Genomic DNA, 19,396 nt, shown 5'->3' with positions numbered 1-19,396 from the left:
CGTCCGTGACGAGAGACCTGATTACTCAGAAGGCCGGAATGATCGCGCCTTTGAATTGCGTGTCGATGTACTTGCGCACTTCATCCGATTCGTAGGCCGCGACCAGTTTCTTGACCCACGGTTTGTCGCGATCCTGCGCGCGCACGGCGATCAGATTCGCGTACGGACCCTTGAGATCTTCGATTGCAATCGCGTCTCTGGTTGGTTGCAAGCCGGCCTTCACCGCATAGTCCGTGTTGATCGACGCGGCGTCGAGGTCGCCGAGCGCGCGCGGCAATTGCGCGGCGTCGAGTTCCACCAGCCTGATCTTCTTCGGATTCTCGGCGACGTCGAGCGGCGTTGCATTGACGCCGTTCGTGCCGGCGCCCGGCTTCAGTTTGATCACGCCGTACTTTTGCAACAGCAGCAGCGCGCGGTTGCCATTCGACGGATCGTTCTGGATGCCGACCTTCGCGCCTTCCGGCAAGTCCTTCAGCGATTTGAGCTTGTTCGAATAGAAGCCCATCGGCGAAACGTAGGTCAGGCCGACGTTGACGATCTTGTAGCCGCGCTGCCTGATCTGGCTGTCGAGAAACGGCTGGTGCTGAAAACCGTTGGCGTCGAGGTCACCGGCATCGAGTGCCGCGTTCGGCTGCACGTAATCGTTAAATTCGATCACCTTCACATTCAGCCCCTCGCGCGCCGCGACCTTGGTCACGACCGACCAGATCTGCGCGTCCGGGCCGCTCATCGTGCCGATCTTGAGTTGTTTGTCGTCGGCATGCGCAAACGTTGCCGTGAGTGAAACGGCGGCGATAGCGAGCAGATTCTGGATGATTTTGCGGCGTTGCATGCGTGTGCCCTCGAGCAATTCTGATTAGTAGACGCGGATCGTCGCACGCCGCCGACGCCCCCGAAAACCAATCGTTTTTCACACGCTTATATGTGCGATCGGGGAAATGCTTATGAACCAGGGGCCTCGCGTGATTCCAACTCGCAAAGATAGATGAGTGTCGCGCCGGCGCGACAGTTTTGAAAATTACCGAACCTGTCACATACCTTACTCTGCCTTCGCTTAAATTTCGGCCCATCGCACGACCTAACCAAAGAGCATGGCGCCGCGATCGCTTAATTTTTTAATCGGAGAAAGTCTTGAACAAGAAAGTATTGACCGCCGCTACTCTCGCCGTCTTCGCCAGCGCCGCTCACGCGCAAAGCAGCGTCACGCTGTATGGCTTGATCGATGCCGGTATCAGCTACGTGAACAACTCGAAGACCGCCACCGGTCACGACAACCTCTTCAAGTACGACGACGGCGTGGCATCGGGTAGCCGTTGGGGCCTGCGCGGCACCGAAGACCTCGGTGGCGGCCTGAAGGCACTGTTCGTATTGGAAAGCGGCTTTAACAGCGGCAACGGCACGCTCGGCCAGGGCGGCGCGCTGTTCGGCCGTCAGGCCTATGTCGGCCTGTCGCAGAACAACGTCGGTTCGCTGACGTTTGGTCGCCAGTATTCGTTCTCGACGGACTATCTGGGCGGCAACTACTCGACGGGTGGCCAAACCGTCGCGGGTAACTACGCTTACCACATCAACGACGTCGACCAGCTGACCTCGAGCCGCATCAACAACGCAGTCAAGTTCAGCAGCGCGAATTTCGCGGGCCTGACCTTCGGCGCAATGTACGGCTTCTCGAACCAGGCTGGCGCATTCGCAGGCGCACCGACAACCGGCACGACCGCAGCACCGGTCGCAGGTTCGTCGCGCGCATACAGCCTCGGTGTGAACTACGCAAACGGCCCGTTCGGCGTCGGCGCAGCGTACACGGACATCCGTTTCCCGAGCCAGGCAACCCCGGCGTTCTCGACCGGTCTCGCCAACGTGACCACGGGCACCATCCGTGATCTGCGCACGGTCGGTGTCGGCGGCCGTTACTCGATCGGCGCGGCTACGCTGTGGGCCTTGTACACGAACACGCGCTTCGCTCCGATCACGGGCGGCTCGACCACGTTCGCCGCGTACGAAGCCGGCGCGAAGTACGCCTTCACGCCGGCGCTGACGGCGGGTGCAGGCTACACGTACATGCACCTGAGCGGCGCCAACACGGGTCACTGGAACCAGGCGGACCTGAGCGTCGACTACGCGCTGAGCAAGCGTACGGACGTGTATGCACTGGGTATCTACCAGATCGCTGCCGGCCAGGTCGGCAAGACGAATCTGCAAGCGCAGATCGGTTCGAGCACGAGCTACTTCAACTCATCGGGCACGGGTTCGGACAACCAGCTGGCATTCCGCGTCGGTATCCGTCACAAGTTCTAAACGAGTCTTGCCTTATCGGCGAGGAGCCCACGTTCCTTGCCGTCCTGAGGTTCCGGAAAACGCCCTGCGGGGCGTTTTTCTTTTGGGGGGCCGGTTTTTGGGCCACTTTCCGGCACCCGTGTTGATGTAGCGCTGTCTGGCGCTGCCCGGCCACTTCCAGCGCTGCCGCCGCATCTGGTACGCTGCGCCCTTTGCTATCGCTTGCATTGGACCCGATGGATACCCCTTTCAATGACCGCGGCGTGTCGGTCACGCGTAACGCACTCTCGTCGGCCGGCCAGGTCTTTCCGCTGCGCGACATCGTCGACGTGCAGGTCATCACCGTGCAGAAGAACAAAGTCCTGCCGTACACGATCTCAGTGCTCGGACTCGTGGGCGCTATTGTCGGCGGGATATTGCGCTCCCCCGTCGGCATGGTCTGCGGCACGATGCTGATCGTGGTCGGCTGGCTCACGTGGGCGACTCAGGACATCACGCACCGGTTGATGGTGCAGACCGGGAATGGCTTGCGTGAAGCGCTCATGAGCACCGACCGCGAGTTCGTCGAGCGCGTCGCCGGGGCCGTACATGAGGCAAAGGCAGCCGCTGCGGCGCCAAAGGCCTGAGTGGCGGCGGTGCGCAAAACGCCACGCGCCGCGTTAACACAATTTTGATTCTCGACGCGGCAGCTTTTGCGCCCCGTTGAGGCGCGCGCCGCTAGAGTGGTTGGGTGTCAACAACGCGCGCCGCCTCGCCGAATCGGCGCAATCATGATGCTCACGTCCGTAGCAACGTCTGAAATCTCCGCACCTCGTGCATCCCGTGTACCGCGCGAATCACACACTCCCCGCCGTACGCATATCGTCGTCCCGCTCGTTATCATCGACGTCATCGTGCCCGGCACGTCGTCGGCAGAGGGACGGCGCGCGTTGCATACCGCGCTCGGCGACGATCTGCGTCTCTACGTCGTTACCGTCGATCAGCAGCATGAGCGCGTGACTTTTCGTGTCGAAGTCACCTCGCGCTCACTCGACGACGTGATCAGCCTGCTGACAGCCACCCTCGATCGCGCCACGCTCGGTCGCGCGCAAGCCACCGTGATCCGCCGCCCACGCGTCTATTGACATAGATCAATGCTTGCACGGGCGACTTGCTAGCCGCCCTCAGACCTTTACACATCTTTGCAATTGCCAGCGAGTGGCCGTGTAGAGTCGCCGCTCCTCTTATCGCGTGTTCCCTCCCGCAGGCCCCCCAAGCGTCCCGGTTTCCCCGCCCACGCCGCGGCAATCCAGTGAGATTGCCGCCAGTGCTGTTCGAGTTGTCCAACCTGCAGCTCACCATGCATCGCCTTCGCCAGGGACCCGCCTTTTTGCAAAGCGTGATCCTATGTTCCTGTCGTCTCTCGATGCCGCCCGCCGGCATGCCGGTCCTCGTTTTCGTCTTTGTCTTCAATCTGGTCGCTCAGCCGCAGCGGCGCTGCTCGCGGCCGGTGCGCTCGCCGCACTGACCGGCTGCGCCGTCACCTTCCCCACTCCCGCACCGCCTGCCCCCCAGGCCACGCTGATCAACGGCGGCAACGACGGTCTGCTGATTCCGCTGCACGTGGAGCGTGCGGATGAAGATCACGCACGCCTCGGTCTGCCGGTCCAGCTCGACGGCAAGCCGGTCTACATGGCGCTCGATACCGGAACACAAGGCACGCGGGTGTTGAAATCGGTGCTGCCCGGTTCGAACTACCCAAGCGCCGGCGGTGTGACGTCGTTGTCATTCCCGAATGGCGTGGAAATTCTCGGTTCGGCGGTCAAGGTACCGTTTAGCGTGGCCGGCACCACGCCAACGCCGATCGCCGCACAAGCGGTCGACGTCGTGCGCTGCCTGCCGAACGCCAGGAAGTGTGTCGGGATGGACGGCTACAGCGGCGAATTCGGCTGGGCGTTTTCCGGCATCGTCGGTGTCGGCGCCGCGCAACCGGACGACAACGGTTACACGCAACCGTTGCGCGCATTACCCGGTAACATTGGTCAAAAATATCTGGTGCACTCGAACTTCGCGAAGCCGTACATGGTATTGAGTCCCTCGAACGCCATAACGAAGGACTACACGATGGTGCCGATGACAGTATCGAAAGAAGGCACGGCGCAATGGCCGCGAGGCTGCGTGAATGTGGATCGCAAGATGACCTTCTGCGCGCCGCTGGTGTTCGCCACCGGCAGCACCGGCATGATCCGCATCGAAACCGACAAGGCGCCTAACTGGACCGGTGACGGCGACGTGGGCAACGTGCTCGACCAGGGCAACTATGAGACGGCCATCGGCGCGGGTTCATGGGTGCACCGTTACGAGAAAGCGCAAGTCACGATCGTCAAGGTGAAGCCGGAAGCGAATCGCATCGTGGTCGGCTTGATGGCGATGCAGAACATCGACGTGCTGTTCGATTTCCCACACGCGCAGTTCGGTTTGCATGCCGCACAGGAGACCGAACGATTCGCCCCGTGATAGTCATCGATCGATAAAAAAGGCCGTGCGAAAAAATCGCACGGCCTTTTCTTATTTAAGTACGCATTTGAGCAGGCGCCAATACCGCACCCGTGTCACTCCATATTGAGCGAATTCACGTGCCAGATGTTGCGCGCATATTCGCCAATAGTACGATCCGACGAAAACTGCCCCATGCCCGCAACGTTCTCGATCGCGCTCTCGGTCCACGCGCGTTTGTCGACGAAACGCGCATCCACCTCGTCCTGCGCTTTCGCAAACGCGGCAAAATCGGCGAGCACCATATAGTGATCGCCCCAATCCACCAATGTGTGGAAGATGTCCAGGAAGCGCAGCGGATCGTCCGGCGAGAAGAAGCCCGTGCGAATCTGGTCGAGGGCCATGCGTAGTTCCGGATTCTCCTCGTACAGTTGCCGTGGCCGGTAGCCCGCCGCGCGCAGGCTGTCCACTTCGTCCGCGGTATGGCCGAAGATAAAGATATTCTCGCGCCCCACCGCATCGCAGATCTCGATGTTGGCGCCGTCCATCGTGCCGATCGTCAATGCGCCGTTCAGCGCGAGTTTCATGTTGCCGGTGCCCGATGCTTCGGTGCCGGCCGTCGAAATCTGCTCCGACAGATCGGCTGCTGGAATGATCAACTCAGCCACACTCACGCCGTAGTTCGGCACGAATACCACTTTGAGGCGATCGCCAATCAACGGATCGTGATTGACCTTCTCGCTGACGTCGCCGATCAGCTTGATGATCGTCTTCGCCATGCGATACGCGGACGCGGCCTTGCCGGCGAACATCACCACACGGGGCACCCAATCTCGCTCAGGATTCGCGCGAATCTGGTTATAGCGCACGATCACGTGCAGCACGTTGAGCAACTGCCGCTTATATTCGTGAATGCGTTTGACCTGAAGGTCGAACAACGCGTCGGGATCGAAGTGCAGTTTCGTGTGTTGCGCGAGCCGCTGAACGAGCCGCAGTTTATTCTGCCGCTTCGCTTCATGAAAGGCGTCGACGAACGCGCTGTCGCTGCGCAACGCGCGCAGTTTTTCCAGCTCGAACAGGTCGCTGCGCCAATGCCTGCCGATCTGCTGATCGATCAGCGACGACAGCGCGGGACTCGCCTGCGCCAGCCAGCGCCGCGGCGTGATGCCGTTGGTGACGTTGGTAAACCGCTCGGGATAGATGCGCGCGAAGTCGGCGAAAATATCGCGCGTCATCAGTTGCGAATGCAGCTTGGATACGCCATTCACCTTGTGGCTCGCGACGATCGCCAGATACGCCATGCGCACACGCCGCTGGCCATATTCGTCGACCAGCGAGATACGGCGGATCATTTCGCCGTCATGTCCCGATTGCTCGCTGACATGTTTGAGAAACCCCGCATTGATCTCGAAGATGATCTCCAGATGCCGCGGCAAAAGCCGCGCGAGCAGTTCGACGTCCCACGTTTCGAGCGCCTCAGGCATCAAGGTGTGGTTCGTGTACGAGAAGATTCTGGTGACATGCTGCCAGGCCTTGTCCCACGGCTGGTGATGTACATCCACCAGCAAACGCATCAACTCCGGAATCGCCAGCACCGGGTGCGTGTCGTTCAGATGCACCGCGACCTTTTCGGAGAAGCGCCCAAAGGTGCTGTGCGTACGCTGATAGCGGCGAATCAGATCCTGCATCGTCGCTGAAACAAAGAAGTATTCCTGACGAAGCCGAAGCTCGCGGCCAGCCGGCGTCGAATCGTCCGGATAGAGCAGCCGCGACACGTTCTCGGACATGTTCTTGGTATCGACCGCGTTACGGTAGTCGCCGCGATTGAATGCGCCCAGGTCGAGCTCTTCGGTGGCGCGCGCGGACCACAGGCGCAGCGTGTTCGTCGCACTGGTCGCGTAACCGGGAATCACCGTGTCGTAGGCTGTGGCGTTCACATGCTGGGTGTCGATCCACTCGACGTGCTCGCCACGCTGCACCGTGCGCCCGCCGAAGTGCACCATGTATTTGATCTCGGGCCGCGGAAACTCCCACGGATTGCCCGCGCGCAGCCAGTAGTCCGGCGCCTCCACCTGCTCGCCGTTGACGATCTCCTGACGGAACATGCCGTATTCGTAGCGGATACCGTAACCGAAACCCGGAATGCCGAGCGTGGCCATCGAATCGAGAAAACAGGCCGCGAGCCGCCCGAGGCCGCCGTTGCCGAGAGCCGCGTCCGGCTCGATATTGACCAGCATCTCCATATCGACGCCGAGACCCGCGAGCGCTTCCTTCATCTGATCGTGGATGCCGAGCGCGAGCAACGCGTTCGTAAACGTGCGGCCAATCAGGAATTCCATCGACAGGTAGTAGACCCGCTTGACGTCCTGTTCGTACTGCAGGCGCGTGGTCTTCATCCAGCGCGCGACCAGCCGGTCGCGCACGGCGAGTGCGGCGGCGTGCAGCCAGTCATGCGGGTGAGCGGTGACGGCGTCCTTGCCGACGCCGTACATCATGCGATTGGAAATTGAGCGCCGTAGCGCGTCGACGGTACTGTTGAGCTGGTCGAATTCCAGATCGACGGCTGTCATCGAAGCCTCCGGGAAAAAACGACGCGACATACGCGAACCGCATAGATGACAGACGGGAGGCGCGTGCCGGTCAGGCGGGTTAACAAACAGAGTACGACATTTTACGGCCCGCGGACATCGGCGAGCGCGAGCGGGTGCTCACGCACATGCCATGCCCACCGGAACGCGGCGCTTCACGGATTTTGCGCACGCGCACGGTGCAAACGGCTTGTGCGCGGCACTGCGCACGTGCATCGGCGCGCAAAACAGGCAAACGATGGCGACGGTAAAAGCCCTCTGCATGGGAAGGCCATACACGATTATTTTTCTCACGTGTGACTGGCCGATGAATGCGTCGACGGGTTCGATGCGTGATCAAATCGGCGCGCCCCATCTGCTGAACGGTTGCATGAAGTGTCGTGCGACAGCGTGAGCGCCGCGCCGGTTCAACGGCGCGATGCGAAATTGACCGTTAGTTGCGTTATCAACACTCGATACAGCGTCCCGCCCGGATCAGCTCCCAGCACGATTTCCGAGTCTCTGTAACAATCACTCCATTCGCCGCGCGAGCCGCCCGGACCGCTGGACTCGGCCCCTCCGCACTTCACGCCACGCAACCCTGCCGCTTACACGCCGCGCTGTCCCGCTGACTCGCCCGGCGCTGCGGCATGCCTAACCCGACGAGCCACGCCTTGTCCGACAAACCCAGCACCGCCCATAGCGCGACACTCGACCAGACCCTTCCCGCGGATGGCCCGATGAGCGCCGCCAACCGCCGCGCGATGGCCGCGATCATGCTCGCGGTCGCGCTCGCCACACTCGATACCGCGATCGCCAACACCGCCCTGCCCGCCATCGCCGCGGATCTGCACGCCGCGCCCGCTGCCTCCGTGTGGATCATCAACGCCTATCAGCTCGCGATGGTCGCGACACTGCTGCCGCTCGCCGCGCTCGGCGACATCGTCGGGCATCGCAGGATTTATATCGGCGGCATTGCGTTGTTCACGCTGGCGTCGCTAGCGTGCTCGCTCGCCTCGACGCTGCCGATGCTGGCCGCCGCGCGCGTGCTGCAAGGTCTCGGCGCAAGCGCGATCATGAGCGTGAACACGGCGTTGATCCGCTATTTATATCCCCCGCATCGGCTCGGGCGAGGTCTCGGCACCAATGCCCTGATCGTCGGCGTGTCGTTCGCGGTCGGGCCGACGGTGGCGTCGCTGATCCTGTCGGTTGCCGCATGGCCGTGGCTGTTCGCGGTCAACGTGCCGCTCGGCCTGCTGGCGCTCGCCTTCGCGTGGCCCGCGCTGCCGCACACCGAGCGCGGCAAACACAATTTCGATCCGATAGCGGCGCTCCTCAACGTGATCACCTTCGCCGCGCTGATCTTCGCGCTCGGCGAAGCGGCCCAGCGCGCCTCGACGCAACTGGTCCTGAGCGCGGCCGCGATCGCCGTGGTGTTCGGCGTACTGCTGATACGCCGCGAAGCCGGTCACCCCGCGCCGATGTTGCCGGTCGATCTGTTCAAGCGGCCGGTGTTTGCGTTGTCGGCGGTGACTGCGGTGTGCTCGTTCGCCGCGCAGGGGCTGGCATTCGTGTCGCTGCCCTTCTATTTCGAGGATGTACTGCATCGCAGCCAGGTCGAGACCGGCTTTCTGATGACACCGTGGCCCGTGGTGGTTGCGTTGGCCGCGCCGCTGGCGGGCAGTCTGTCCGACCGCTATCCGCCCGGCTTGCTCGGCGCAATCGGCCTTGCGGTGATGTCGGCGGGAATGGCCTCGCTGGCGTTGCTGCCGGTGCATCCGCATGTGCTCGACATCGGCATCCGCATGGCGATTTGCGGCGCGGGCTTCGGCTTCTTTCAGTCGCCTAACCTGAAGGCATTGATGGCGAGCGCGCCGCCGGAGCGCAGCGGCGGTGCGAGCGGCATCGTCGCAACCGCCCGGCTGCTCGGACAAACTACCGGCGCCGCACTGGTTGCGCTGAGCTTCGGCATCGCCGGACGGCACGGACCGACACTCGCGCTCAGCACCGGCGCGTTCTTCGCCGGCGCGGCGAGCCTGGCGAGCGGACTGCGGCTGTTCGCGCCGTCACATCGCTCCGGCGCGCATGCGACGGCATCGGCGAAATAATTGCTGAAATAATCGGCGAAACAATCGGTGAAATAACTGGTGAAAAAAACAGAACGGGCGCAGTGCTGTAGCAAGTGCGCCCGTTTTTGCATCCGCCTGACCGATCGATCAACGCGCCGCGAAATATCCCTTCACCGCGGCGACAAACGTATCGATATCCGCGCGCGACACGTCCTTATGCGTGACGAAGCGCGACGCATAGAGCATCTGCGTGAGGATGCCGCGCTCCTTGAGCCACGCTTCGAGCGGCGCGCAATCCTGCTGCGGAAACTGCGCGAACACCATGTTGGTCGCGATCGACTGCACCTTCACGTGGTCGATTGCCTCCAGACCGGCCGCCAGATGCGCGGCGTTCGCGTGGTCGTCGGCAAGACGCTCGACGTTGTGATCCAGCGCGTACAGGCAAGCCGCCGCCAGCACACCGGCCTGGCGCATCCCGCCGCCCAGCACCTTGCGCCAGCGATGCGCCACCTCGATCAGCGCGTGGCTGCCGACCAATACCGAGCCGACCGGCGCACCCAGGCCCTTGGAGAAACAGATCGAGACCGAATCGAACGGTTCGCACAGCGCCGCGACCGGCTTGCCGGAGGCCACCGCCGCGTTATAGACCCGTGCGCCGTCGAGGTGAGCCGACAACCCGCGCTGCCGCGCCAACTGCACCGCTTCGACGACATAAGCGGCCGGCAACACCTTGCCGCCGATGGTGTTTTCCAGCGCCAGCAGCCGCGTGCGCGCGAAGTGGTTGTCGATCGGCTTGATCGCGGCGGCGATTTTCTCGAGCGGGATCGAGCCGTCGGCGGCATTCTCGAGCGGCTGCGGCTGGATGCTGCCCAGCACCGCCGCGCCGCCGCCTTCGTACTTATAGGTGTGCGCCAACTGGCCGACGATGTACTCGTCGCCGCGCGCGCAATGCGCCATCAACGCCGCCAGATTGCTTTGCGTGCCGCTCGGGAAGAACAGGCCGGCTTCCTTGCCGGTGCGCTCGGCGAGCGTTGCTTGCAAACGCAGCACGGTTGGGTCGTCGCCCCAGACGTCGTCGCCCACTTCGGCGGCCGACATCGCCGCGAGCATGGCCGGGGTCGGGCGGGTTACGGTGTCGCTGCGCAAATCGATCATGGTGAGAGCCTTGGGTGTCCCTGGTTGGTGCAATGCATGACATGTCTGTCAAAGCCTGCGATAGCCGGCCCGCGCCGCCTCATCTGCTTGTGAACTGCTTTAATTGCTTCGATGAACGGCGAGCGCGGCTCCGAGCGTTGAGCCACACAGTTTATTCAATTAACGCGGCGCTGAGAACCGCGCTAAAAACGCCTCACCCGCCGGATTTCGGCAACCACGCGAGGGGATCGACCGGCTGGCCGTTGTGGCGCACTTCAAACTGGATCGACGCCACGCCCCGGCTATCCACGCCGACTTCGCCGATGGTTTGCCCTTGCGCAACCGCGTCGCCTTCCTTGACCAGCAGCGTGCTGTTCTGTCCGTAGGCGGTAATCAGCGAGTCGTCGTGCTTGATGATGATGAGCGGACCGTACGCTTCGATCCCCGTGCCCGCGTACACCACCCGGCCAGTCGCGGCCGCCTTGACCGGATCGCCCGGATGGCCGCCGATCACAATGCCGTTCGACTTGCCCGGCGCAAAAGTCTTCAGCACGGGGCCGCGCAAGGGCCACAGCAGCACACCTTGCTGCGCAACGCCGGGCTCGCCGGCGCCGGGCGCACCGGACGTCGCGGCCGAACCATTCTGACCGGCAACGTTGACCGGCGGTGTCACCACACTACCCGAGGCCATCGGCGGAGCCACTCGCAGCACCTGTCCCGGATTGACGGGCGAATTCCAGGCGAGGCCGTTCCATGACGCGATTTCCTGCGGCTTACGGCCGTATGCCGACGCAATCGCCGCCAGCGAATCACCCGGATTGACGCGGTAGTAACCGGCCGGTACCGGAACCGTGGCAAGCGTGGTTGGCCGGGACGGCGCGCTGCTGTAGAACGGCGTGCTTTCCCACGGCATGCTCGTACAGCCGCTAATCATCACGCCGAGTGCCGCCGCGATCAGCAACCGGGTCGCCGTGGATTGCCATTGTCTTGTCATGTGATTTCCCTCGATATTTCGATTCAATCGGATTCGATCAGCCTCAAGCATTTGCCGTACCGCGCGGTGCGAGCGCCACAGCGCCTATCCATTATGCCGCCGTGTGCGTCGGCAAAGGCTCCAGCACCGGCATGGGCAAGGCACCGTTCAGACGCTGCCCTCGGCCTCGACCACCAGAATGCGCGCCACGCCGATGGGATGCGCGACATGCTCGGTGCCCACCGACGCGTAGAACACATCGCCCGTTTCCAGAATCGCCGACTGTTCGATACCGCCCTCGCGATAGCGCATCTCCACACGGCCGTCGAGTACGGCGAACACCTCCTCGCCGTCGTTGACATGCCACTTGTAGGGCTGATCGGTCCAATGCAGGCGCGTCGTGATGCCGCGCATATTGGCGATATCGAGCGCGCCCCAAGGACGCGTCGCGGTAAAGCTCCTGCTGCGAATGATCTTCATGGTGGATAGCGGGTTGAGAAGCGGACGCTGTCGGCGCGTTATTCGTGCCGCATATCAGAGCACCCGCCCCATCGGGATCGAGCGCTGCGACTGGCCCCATTATAGATGTTGCGGCAGGCACGGCCGCCGCTACGCGGGCCGCCGGGTGCATTAGTGTGACTATTGAATCCTTTCAACCCTCGCCTATACTCAGTCATGCTGCCGCCGCGCGCCGTAAGCAAAACGCCTGATTTCTGCGAGGACTTGGGGATGAACAAAGCCACGTTTCTGGCCGTGCAACTCAACGTCGACGATATTGCGGCGTCGCCCGGTTTGGCCGAGTTGCTGAACACACATCTGGTTTTCGCAGCAGACGTCGCCGAAGCCGCCGACGCGCTGGTCCAACTGGCCAGCATCGCGGGATTGTCGAGCGGCGTCGAAGCCAGCGTCGAGATTCCGGCTCTGGCGATCGAGCGGCTGCGCGAGGCGCTCGACAATCTGAGCGGTTACGACGAATCCTGGTTGCTTGCACTGGAACCCAGCCGCGCGTTGTTCGACGAAATCGGCCGTCGGCATCGCACCCTGCATTAAAGCTGCGCTCGCGGACAAGACGTCCGCACTGCCGCGCACCCCGGTGCTCATCGCGAGGCGCCGCCGGTCCGCCACTTTTCGCTCACCGCCCGAACCGCCAGATTGCCCGGCATGCCGGAGCGTCGGCGCCATCTGAAGGTTTCGGGCGAGTCAACCGGAGGAACCGCCGTGAAAAGTCTCCTGAACCGCCGTAGCGTACTGGCAGGCCCATCGCATCTCGTGCAGGTCCCACGAGAGAACACCGCCAACTCCGTATCGCCCGACGACAGCGAGGAAGCGGCGCTAGCCGCGGCGGCCGACGTCACGCCGGCCGTCGATGCAGGCGGAACGTCAGCGGCGCTCCCAGCCTCCGAACCTGCGCGGCCGGTAACGACCCTGCGACCGGTGCCGGTGGTGCCTTCGCAAGTCAGCGCGCGCGGCGTGCAGATGGCCGACACCGCCGAAATCGAATGGCTCGCAGAAGAAGAAGCGCTGACGCCGTTCCGCGTATTCCGCAGCTTCGCCTATTCGGTGAGCCTGCTGTTCCACGCGAAGGAGCTGACGTACTACGTCGCGCTGTATCAGGACGGCTCGCTGTGGCGCGCGCTCAAAGCCGCCGACCTCGAAGCCGCGGAAGCCGCCTTCCATCACTTCGAGGAACAGGCGACGCGGCTCTCGGACGGCGAAACGCGCCGCACCCAACTCGAGGCGCAAAACGAACAGCTTGCGCGCATGATCGCCCGCTCCGAGGCGCAGGCCGAACGGCTGCGCTCGGATCTGCAACGGCGCAGCGCACAGGAACAGACTGTGACGAACCGGCAACATCAGGTGCGCAAGGAGGTGTCGCAGCTGGAGGCGCAACGCGTGGCCGCGCAGGCGCATCTGAACAAGGCGCATCGGCAGATTCACCAGCTCAATCTGACCAGCAACGAAGGGATTCCGCATTTGCCGAACCGTTGATGCCTGCCTTGAGAGTGAACTGAGCTCGAACTATCGGCGAACCAGCGCCGTAAACGACAAAACGCCGCCCGGCAATTCCGGGCGGCGTTTTTTTATTGCGCGCCGCCAGTCAGCCTGGCGGCGTTTCCATCGGCGTCGGCGTGGCTAAGTTGCCGAATTAGTTGCCGAAGTAGACCGAGTTACGGTCGTTGCCGCTCACCGGACGGCCGGCTTGCGACGTGCCTGCGATCGGTGCGCCGTAGCCGCTGTTCACAGCTTGAGCGGTGCCGTTCTGTGCATCGACACGAACTTGTGCGGCTTGCAGGTTAGCCGGGTAGTCGACGTGGTCGCCAATCGGGTTGTAACCGGCCTTTTCGAGTTGCACCAGTTGAGCGCGGACGTCAGCGCGTGTCAGCGGCTGGTTCGATTGAGCAAACGAAGCAACAGGAGCAACCAGAGCGGCGGCGACGACAACTGCAGAAATAAGGGTCTTCATGATGTAAACCTCCAGAACTTGTAGTTAATGCGCTTTGGGCTTGTTGTCCGTAGCGCTTAAGTAGAAGTTTAGGAGCGTCGACATCTAGGGGAAACCCCTAAAACGACGAAACTCTATTCCGAATTTCGCAATAGTAGACGGCTTGGGGTGTCGTCACGCTATCTGCCCGATAGCTTTCAGCAACAATTGCCTGGCTCGATTTGAATCGCTCGCACGGCCCGGCGCGCCTTAGGGCAAGGGCGCGCCGGGCCGCCATTCAAACGCTCAACTCCAGTTCGCGTGGAAGCTGCCCGGCTTGTCGATACGCTCGAACGTATGCGCGCCGAAGAAATCGCGCTGTGCCTGCACCAGGTTCGCCGGCAGGCGTTCCGAGCGATACGCATCGAAATACGCCACCGCCGATGCGAATGCCGGTACCGGCACACCCGCATTGATGGCGGCGATCACGACTTCGCGCAATGCCGACTGATAGTTCTTCGCGATGTCGCGGAAGTACGGATCGAGCAGCAGATTGGCGATTGCCTTGTCTTTCGTGTAGGCATCCGTGATCTTCTGCAGGAAGCGGGCACGGATGATACAGCCGGCGCGGAAAATTTTCGCGATCGTGCCGTAGTCCAGATCCCACTTGTACTCTTCCGAGGCCGCCCGCAATTGCGCGAAGCCTTGCGCGTACGAAATCACCTTGCTGAAGTACAGCGCGCGGCGCACCGACTCGATGAACGCGTCACGCTCGGCGCCAAGCGGCTTCGCCACCGGCCCTTCGAGCACCTTGCTCGCGGCCACGCGCTGCGTCTTCAACGACGACAGCACGCGCGCGAACACGGCTTCCGTAATCAGCGGCAGCGGTGCGCCGAGGTCGAGCGCGTTCTGGCTGGTCCACTTGCCCGTGCCCTTTTGCGCCGCGCGGTCGAGGATCACGTCGACCAGGTCCTTACCGGTTTCCTCGTCTTTCTTGCCGAAAATCTTCGAGGTGATTTCAATCAGATAGCTGTCGAGTTCGCCCTGATTCCATTCGGTATAGACCTTGCCCAACTCTTCGTTCGACAGACCGACGACCTGCTTGAGCACCGCGTAGCTCTCGGCGATCAGTTGCATGTCGCCGTACTCGATGCCGTTGTGCACCATTTTCACGAAGTGGCCCGCGCCGTCCGGCCCCATGTACGCCACGCACGGCTCGCCGTCCGGCGCCTTGGCGGCGATTTCGGTGAGGATCGGGGCGACCAGGTCATAGGCGTCGCGCTGGCCGCCCGGCATGATCGACGGGCCTTTCAGTGCGCCTTCTTCGCCGCCCGACACGCCCGTGCCGATGAAATGCAGGCCGGCTTTCGCCAATTCCTGATTGCGGCGGATGGTGTCGGTGAAGTGCGTATTGCCGCCGTCGATCAGGATGTCGCCCTTGTCCAGCAGCGGCTTGAGCGACGCGATCGTGGCATCCGTCGGTTCGCCCGCCTTGACCATCAGCAGAATGCGGCGCGGTTTTTCCAGCGACTCCACGAATTCTTCCAGCGTGAAGGCCGGCACCAGCTTCTTGTCCGGATATTCGGCGATGAGTTCGTCGGTTTTTTCGCGGCTACGGTTGTACACCGACACCGCGTGGCCGCGGCTTTCGATGTTGAGCGCCAGATTGCGGCCCATGACCGCCAGCCCCACCACGCCGATTGCCTGTTTGCCCATGTGAATTCTCCAGAGTCCAATGAATGTCGAGACGCCGCGCCGGAAAGAACGTCGGCGGGACGTCGAGGGTGAAAGGATAAAAGAAATGCTGGCTTGCCGCTCGCTGGCGCTCATTGCCGCTCATCGGCACTCATTCGCACTCAACGAGCGGGCTTTCCGCTGCGTGCGAGCCTCACGAGATACTTTATGCGGCGCCACGTGATGCGGTTTATGACGCACCGCACGACACACTGCATCACGCACCGCACGACGCCACTCAGGCAGCGTGCCTAAAACCGAACGTCTGTCAGACCCGCGCCGCGTCCAGGCGTTTCCTGAACACCAGACTGAAATTGTTGGCCGGCATCGCGATCGGCTCGTCGCACACAAGTTCAACCGATGCGCCCAACGCTATCACGGCTTCCATGTCGCGCACGCCCCATGCGGGGTCACGGCTGCGCAATTGTTGATCGAACGCCTCGTTGCTCGGCGCGGTCTGCGCGCCGCCGCGTTTGTAAGGACCGTACAGATACAGTACACCGCCATCGGCAAGATGGTGGCTCGCCCCGGCGAACAGCGCTTGTGTCGCGCTCCACGGCGAGATGTGAATCATGTTGATACAGACCACGGCGTCGAGCTTGTCGTGCGCATGCACGCCCCAATTCGCCTGATGCACGTCGAGGGCGATCGGTGCGCGCACGTTCGCCAGCCCTTCGTGCGCGATCCACGCCGCAATCGACGCGCGCGCATCCGCATCGAGATCGCTGGGTTGCCAGTCGAGACCCGGCAACGCGTCGGCGAAACAGACAGCGTGCTGGCCCGTGCCGCTCGCGATTTCCAGCACGCGGCCCGTGGCCGGCAGCACCTCGCGCAATACAGCAAGGATCGGTTCGCGATTGCGTTCGGCGGACGGCGAGCGTTGCCGCAGCGCCGGATGGGAATCAGTCATGTTCACTTTCTTTCAATACAGCGTCGTGCGGACGCGTTCGGCAAGTTCACGGTCATAGGTCACCGCATCGAACTGCATGCCATTGATGCGCCGATGGATCTCGCCCGCGCTCGGCAGACGCGAACGTTCGACATGATGCGCCGGATCCCACAGTTTCGAGCGCACCAGCGCCTTCGAGCAATGAAAATACACCGCGTCGACGTCGATCAGCAAAACGGTGCGCGGCAGTTTACCCTCGACGGCGAAACTGTCCAGCAATTCCGGATCGTTGGAAATCCGGCCGCGGCCGTTCACACGCAAACTTTCGCCGACACCCGGAATGATGAACAGCAGCGCCAGATGCGGCGCGGCGATGATATTGCGCAGACTGTCGATGCGATTGTTGCCGAGGCGGTCCGGCAGCGCGAGCGTGCGTTCGTCGATTACGCGCACGAAGCCCGGCGCGTCGCCGCGCGGCGAACAGTCGAGGCCTTCGGGACCGGCGGTGGCAAGCACGACGAAAGGCGCGACCTCGATGAACGCGCGATAGTCTTCGTTGACGTAGGGAATCTCTTTCTTCACTGCGCGCTCGTGGGGCTGACCGTAGATTGCTTCGAGTTGTTCGAGCGTCGTCAACATCGGCGTTCCTTTTGCGTGGCGGTGGTTTTTTGTGAGAGCGGCGCTGCGTGGGATGAAGATTATCGGCGATTTACGCGAGCCGTGCGATTCGGGCGGTCAACATGGCTGACCGGGGGCGGGCCGCGTATTCAATCCAGCGCCAGACGGCCCGCGAGCGCGGTCAGCGTATCGGCACAGGGTGCGATGATTTTCAGCGACAGCAGCGAATCGGCGCGCGTGCGCCCCAGATTGATCGCCACGATCGGCTTGCCTTGCTTCTGCGCCCACACGCAGAAGCGGTAGCCCGAATAAACCATCAGCGACGAGCCGACCACCAGCACGGCGTCCGCCGCATCGAGCGCATGCGAAGCCGCTTCGACACGTTCGCGCGGCACGCTTTCGCCGAAGAACACCACCGCGGGTTTCAGCAAACCGCCGCAGTTCGTGCACGCCGGAACGCGGAAAGATTCGATATCGTGCCACTCCAGATGGGCGTCGCCGTCGGCAGCGGTTTCGGCGGTCACGTTCAGCAGCGCGGGATTGTCGGCTTCGAGCGTCTGCTGGATCGACGCGCGCGGATGCTGCATTCCGCAGTCCAGGCACGTCACACCGCCAATGCCGCCGTGGAGTTCGATCACCTCGCGGCTGCCCGCCCGCTGATGCAGGCCATCGACGTTCTGCGTGACGAGCGTCGGCACGTGCCCGGCTGCCTCGAGCCGGGCCAATGCGGTATGCGCGGCATTGGGCTGTGCGTCGGCCACCACCGGCCAGCCGACCATGCTGCGTGCCCAGTAGCGCTGGCGCATCGCGGCCGTGCCGAGAAATTCCTGCAGCGTGATCGGCGGCGAACGTTTCCATGCGCCGTTGTCGTCGCGATAGCCTGGAATACCGGAGTCGGTGCTGATGCCCGCGCCGGTCAGCACGAACAGACGCGGATAACGCTGCACGAAGGTATGCAGGTCGTCCAGCGTGTGCGATTCGTTGAAGGGTTCGACGTGCGCGGACTGAAGATCGGTCATGACGGAGATGGGGTGTGGCTGCGGCCTGGGTGTAGAACCTGAAACAGCGGTCAGCGGCGCGTGCGCGGTTTGCCCGGCCGCTCGTGCGCTTTTCGCACTGTCGGCGCCGCCTGCCGTGCTTGCCGCGTTTGCCATTCGGCGAGCGCGGACTGATAGCGCTCGAGGGCTTCATCGTAGAGATCGAAGACACACGGATTACAGCCGCTATGACAACAATCGTCGAGATCGGGCTGCGCGGGCGGCACCGGCTGCGGGTCGTCCCTGGGTGTGGCTCGGGGCACGGCGAATCGCTTTTTCGAAAGGCGGGAAGCGCTCAGTATAAGTTGATCTCCCACCCCGCGCGCGGCGGCGGCTCGACCTGAATGCATGACTTCAATTCACGCCCCCAAGCCGCCCTTCATGCCGCTCGCGCCACGAACGCCACGCCGCCCGCTCAGCCCCTGCCGACAAACGGCATCTTGCTCGCCATGATGGTCATGAACTGCACATTCGCCGACAACGGCAACTCCGCCATATGCAGCACCGCGTCGGCGACGTGCTGCACGTCCATCAACGGCTCGACCGCGATTTCGCCGTTCGCCTGCGGCACGCCGCGCGCCATCCGCTCGGCCATCTCGGTGGCGGCATTGCCGATGTCGATCTGCCCGCACACGATGTCGTATTGGCGGCCGTCGAGCGAAACCGCTTTCGTGATGCCGGTAATTGCGTGTTTGGTCGCGGTATAGGCGATGCTGTTCGGCCGCGGCGCATGCGCGGAAATAGAGCCATTGTTGATGATGCGCCCGCCTCGCGGCGTCTGCGTTTTCATCAGACCGAAGGCCGCGCGTGTGCAGAGAAACACGCCGGTGAGATTGGTGTCGACCACCGAGCGCCATTCGTCGATATCGAGTTCGTCGATATCCACCGGCGAGCCGTTGCGGCCCGCGTTATTGAACAGCACATCGAGCCGCCCTCGCCACGCGCGGATCGCGTCGAACAGCGCAGTGACGCTGTCGGCGTCCGTCACGTCGCAGGCCACGGCGAGCGCGTCGCCGCCCCGCTGCCGCGCTTCTTCGGCCACCGCGTCGAGCGGCGCCTGGCGGCGCCCGGCAAGTACGACGCTATAGCCATGTTCCAGCAGCCTGAACGCACAGGCCCGGCCGATACCGCTGCCCGCGCCCGTCACCAGCGCCACTTTCCTGATTCCCGTTCCTGTCACCACGTATCTCCTTGTTTCACCGAC

19 protein-coding genes are annotated in these 19,396 nt (G+C 62.9%); 7 read left to right on the top strand and 12 right to left on the bottom strand.

Annotated elements, in window-relative coordinates; genetic code table 11:
- Positions 1 to 25: 25 nt before the first annotated feature.
- A complete protein-coding gene (locus tag PQR67_RS12795; protein ID WP_408459122.1) occupies positions 26 to 832 on the bottom strand; it encodes a MetQ/NlpA family ABC transporter substrate-binding protein in 807 nt (268 codons plus the stop codon).
- A 299-nt stretch (positions 833 to 1,131) separates the two neighbouring features.
- On the opposite strand from PQR67_RS12795, the gene PQR67_RS12790 reads away from it, so the two are divergent.
- The 4 genes from PQR67_RS12790 to PQR67_RS12775 all read left to right on the top strand — a co-directional run bounded on the left by PQR67_RS12790 (position 1,132) and on the right by PQR67_RS12775 (position 4,770).
- Positions 1,132 to 2,295 (top strand): porin, encoded by a 1,164-nt coding sequence (locus PQR67_RS12790; protein ID WP_408459120.1) that lies wholly within the window; start codon positions 1,132 to 1,134, stop codon positions 2,293 to 2,295.
- A 215-nt stretch (positions 2,296 to 2,510) separates the two neighbouring features.
- Complete coding sequence (locus tag PQR67_RS12785) at positions 2,511 to 2,900, top strand: DUF6232 family protein (RefSeq protein ID WP_408459118.1); 390 nt, start codon at positions 2,511 to 2,513, stop codon at positions 2,898 to 2,900.
- Positions 2,901 to 3,044: 144 nt separating this feature from the next.
- Positions 3,045 to 3,398: a hypothetical protein gene (locus tag PQR67_RS12780; RefSeq protein WP_408459116.1), complete on the top strand. Its 354-nt coding sequence runs from the start codon at positions 3,045 to 3,047 to the stop codon at positions 3,396 to 3,398.
- A gap of 262 nt (positions 3,399 to 3,660) precedes the next feature.
- Positions 3,661 to 4,770 (top strand): hypothetical protein, encoded by a 1,110-nt coding sequence (locus PQR67_RS12775; RefSeq protein ID WP_408459113.1) that lies wholly within the window; start codon positions 3,661 to 3,663, stop codon positions 4,768 to 4,770.
- A gap of 95 nt (positions 4,771 to 4,865) precedes the next feature.
- On the opposite strand, the gene PQR67_RS12770 is transcribed toward PQR67_RS12775, so the two are convergent.
- Entirely contained in the window at positions 4,866 to 7,319 is a 2,454-nt protein-coding gene (locus tag PQR67_RS12770) for a glycogen/starch/alpha-glucan phosphorylase (RefSeq protein WP_408459111.1), read from the bottom strand.
- A 737-nt stretch (positions 7,320 to 8,056) separates the two neighbouring features.
- Between PQR67_RS12770 and PQR67_RS12765 the strand changes: the two genes are divergently transcribed.
- A complete protein-coding gene (locus tag PQR67_RS12765; RefSeq protein WP_408459335.1) occupies positions 8,057 to 9,424 on the top strand; it encodes an MFS transporter in 1,368 nt (455 codons plus the stop codon).
- A 108-nt stretch (positions 9,425 to 9,532) separates the two neighbouring features.
- Here the strand turns inward: PQR67_RS12765 and ltaE are convergent, their stop codons facing one another.
- From ltaE to PQR67_RS12750, 3 genes are all read right to left on the bottom strand, one after another.
- Positions 9,533 to 10,540, bottom strand: a complete 1,008-nt coding sequence (ltaE, locus tag PQR67_RS12760; protein ID WP_408459108.1) for a low-specificity L-threonine aldolase — start codon at positions 10,538 to 10,540, stop codon at positions 9,533 to 9,535.
- 193 nt (positions 10,541 to 10,733) lie between these two features.
- On the bottom strand, positions 10,734 to 11,513 hold the full coding sequence (locus PQR67_RS12755) for a peptidoglycan DD-metalloendopeptidase family protein (RefSeq protein WP_408459106.1): 780 nt from the start codon (positions 11,511 to 11,513) through the stop codon (positions 10,734 to 10,736).
- A 147-nt stretch (positions 11,514 to 11,660) separates the two neighbouring features.
- On the bottom strand, positions 11,661 to 11,972 hold the full coding sequence (locus PQR67_RS12750; protein WP_408459104.1) for a cupin domain-containing protein: 312 nt from the start codon (positions 11,970 to 11,972) through the stop codon (positions 11,661 to 11,663).
- 249 nt (positions 11,973 to 12,221) lie between these two features.
- Between PQR67_RS12750 and PQR67_RS12745 the strand changes: the two genes are divergently transcribed.
- Positions 12,222 to 12,542: a hypothetical protein gene (locus PQR67_RS12745; protein WP_408459102.1), complete on the top strand. Its 321-nt coding sequence runs from the start codon at positions 12,222 to 12,224 to the stop codon at positions 12,540 to 12,542.
- Between the two features lie 168 nt (positions 12,543 to 12,710).
- The gene (locus tag PQR67_RS12740) at positions 12,711 to 13,481 is read left to right on the top strand and encodes a DUF2968 domain-containing protein (RefSeq protein ID WP_408459099.1); all 771 of its coding nucleotides are present in this window, start codon (positions 12,711 to 12,713) and stop codon (positions 13,479 to 13,481) included.
- Between the two features lie 157 nt (positions 13,482 to 13,638).
- Here PQR67_RS12740 and PQR67_RS12735 read toward each other — a convergent pair whose 3' ends face one another.
- The 7 genes from PQR67_RS12735 to PQR67_RS12705 form a co-directional block, all read right to left on the bottom strand.
- On the bottom strand, positions 13,639 to 13,956 hold the full coding sequence (locus PQR67_RS12735; protein ID WP_408459097.1) for a DUF4148 domain-containing protein: 318 nt from the start codon (positions 13,954 to 13,956) through the stop codon (positions 13,639 to 13,641).
- Positions 13,957 to 14,220: 264 nt separating this feature from the next.
- Positions 14,221 to 15,630, bottom strand: coding sequence for an NADP-dependent phosphogluconate dehydrogenase (gene gnd / locus PQR67_RS12730; RefSeq protein WP_408459095.1), 1,410 nt, complete (start codon positions 15,628 to 15,630; stop codon positions 14,221 to 14,223).
- 286 nt (positions 15,631 to 15,916) lie between these two features.
- Positions 15,917 to 16,558: a DUF938 domain-containing protein gene (locus tag PQR67_RS12725; protein ID WP_408459093.1), complete on the bottom strand. Its 642-nt coding sequence runs from the start codon at positions 16,556 to 16,558 to the stop codon at positions 15,917 to 15,919.
- A gap of 12 nt (positions 16,559 to 16,570) precedes the next feature.
- The gene (locus tag PQR67_RS12720) at positions 16,571 to 17,176 is read right to left on the bottom strand and encodes a pyridoxamine 5'-phosphate oxidase family protein (RefSeq protein ID WP_408459091.1); all 606 of its coding nucleotides are present in this window, start codon (positions 17,174 to 17,176) and stop codon (positions 16,571 to 16,573) included.
- A gap of 128 nt (positions 17,177 to 17,304) precedes the next feature.
- A complete protein-coding gene (locus PQR67_RS12715) occupies positions 17,305 to 18,174 on the bottom strand; it encodes an NAD-dependent protein deacetylase (RefSeq protein WP_408459089.1) in 870 nt (289 codons plus the stop codon).
- 50 nt (positions 18,175 to 18,224) lie between these two features.
- Positions 18,225 to 18,455 (bottom strand): oxidoreductase-like domain-containing protein, encoded by a 231-nt coding sequence (locus PQR67_RS12710; RefSeq protein ID WP_408459087.1) that lies wholly within the window; start codon positions 18,453 to 18,455, stop codon positions 18,225 to 18,227.
- A 152-nt stretch (positions 18,456 to 18,607) separates the two neighbouring features.
- Positions 18,608 to 19,372, bottom strand: coding sequence for an SDR family oxidoreductase (locus PQR67_RS12705; RefSeq protein WP_408459084.1), 765 nt, complete (start codon positions 19,370 to 19,372; stop codon positions 18,608 to 18,610).
- Positions 19,373 to 19,396: the final 24 nt, after the last annotated feature.

The sequence above is a fragment of the Paraburkholderia fungorum genome, assembly GCF_046026025.1.
Lineage (GTDB): Bacteria > Pseudomonadota > Gammaproteobacteria > Burkholderiales > Burkholderiaceae > Paraburkholderia > Paraburkholderia fungorum_E.
Note: the sequence above shows the minus strand (reverse complement) of the source record. Positions and strands in the feature narration are given on the sequence as shown.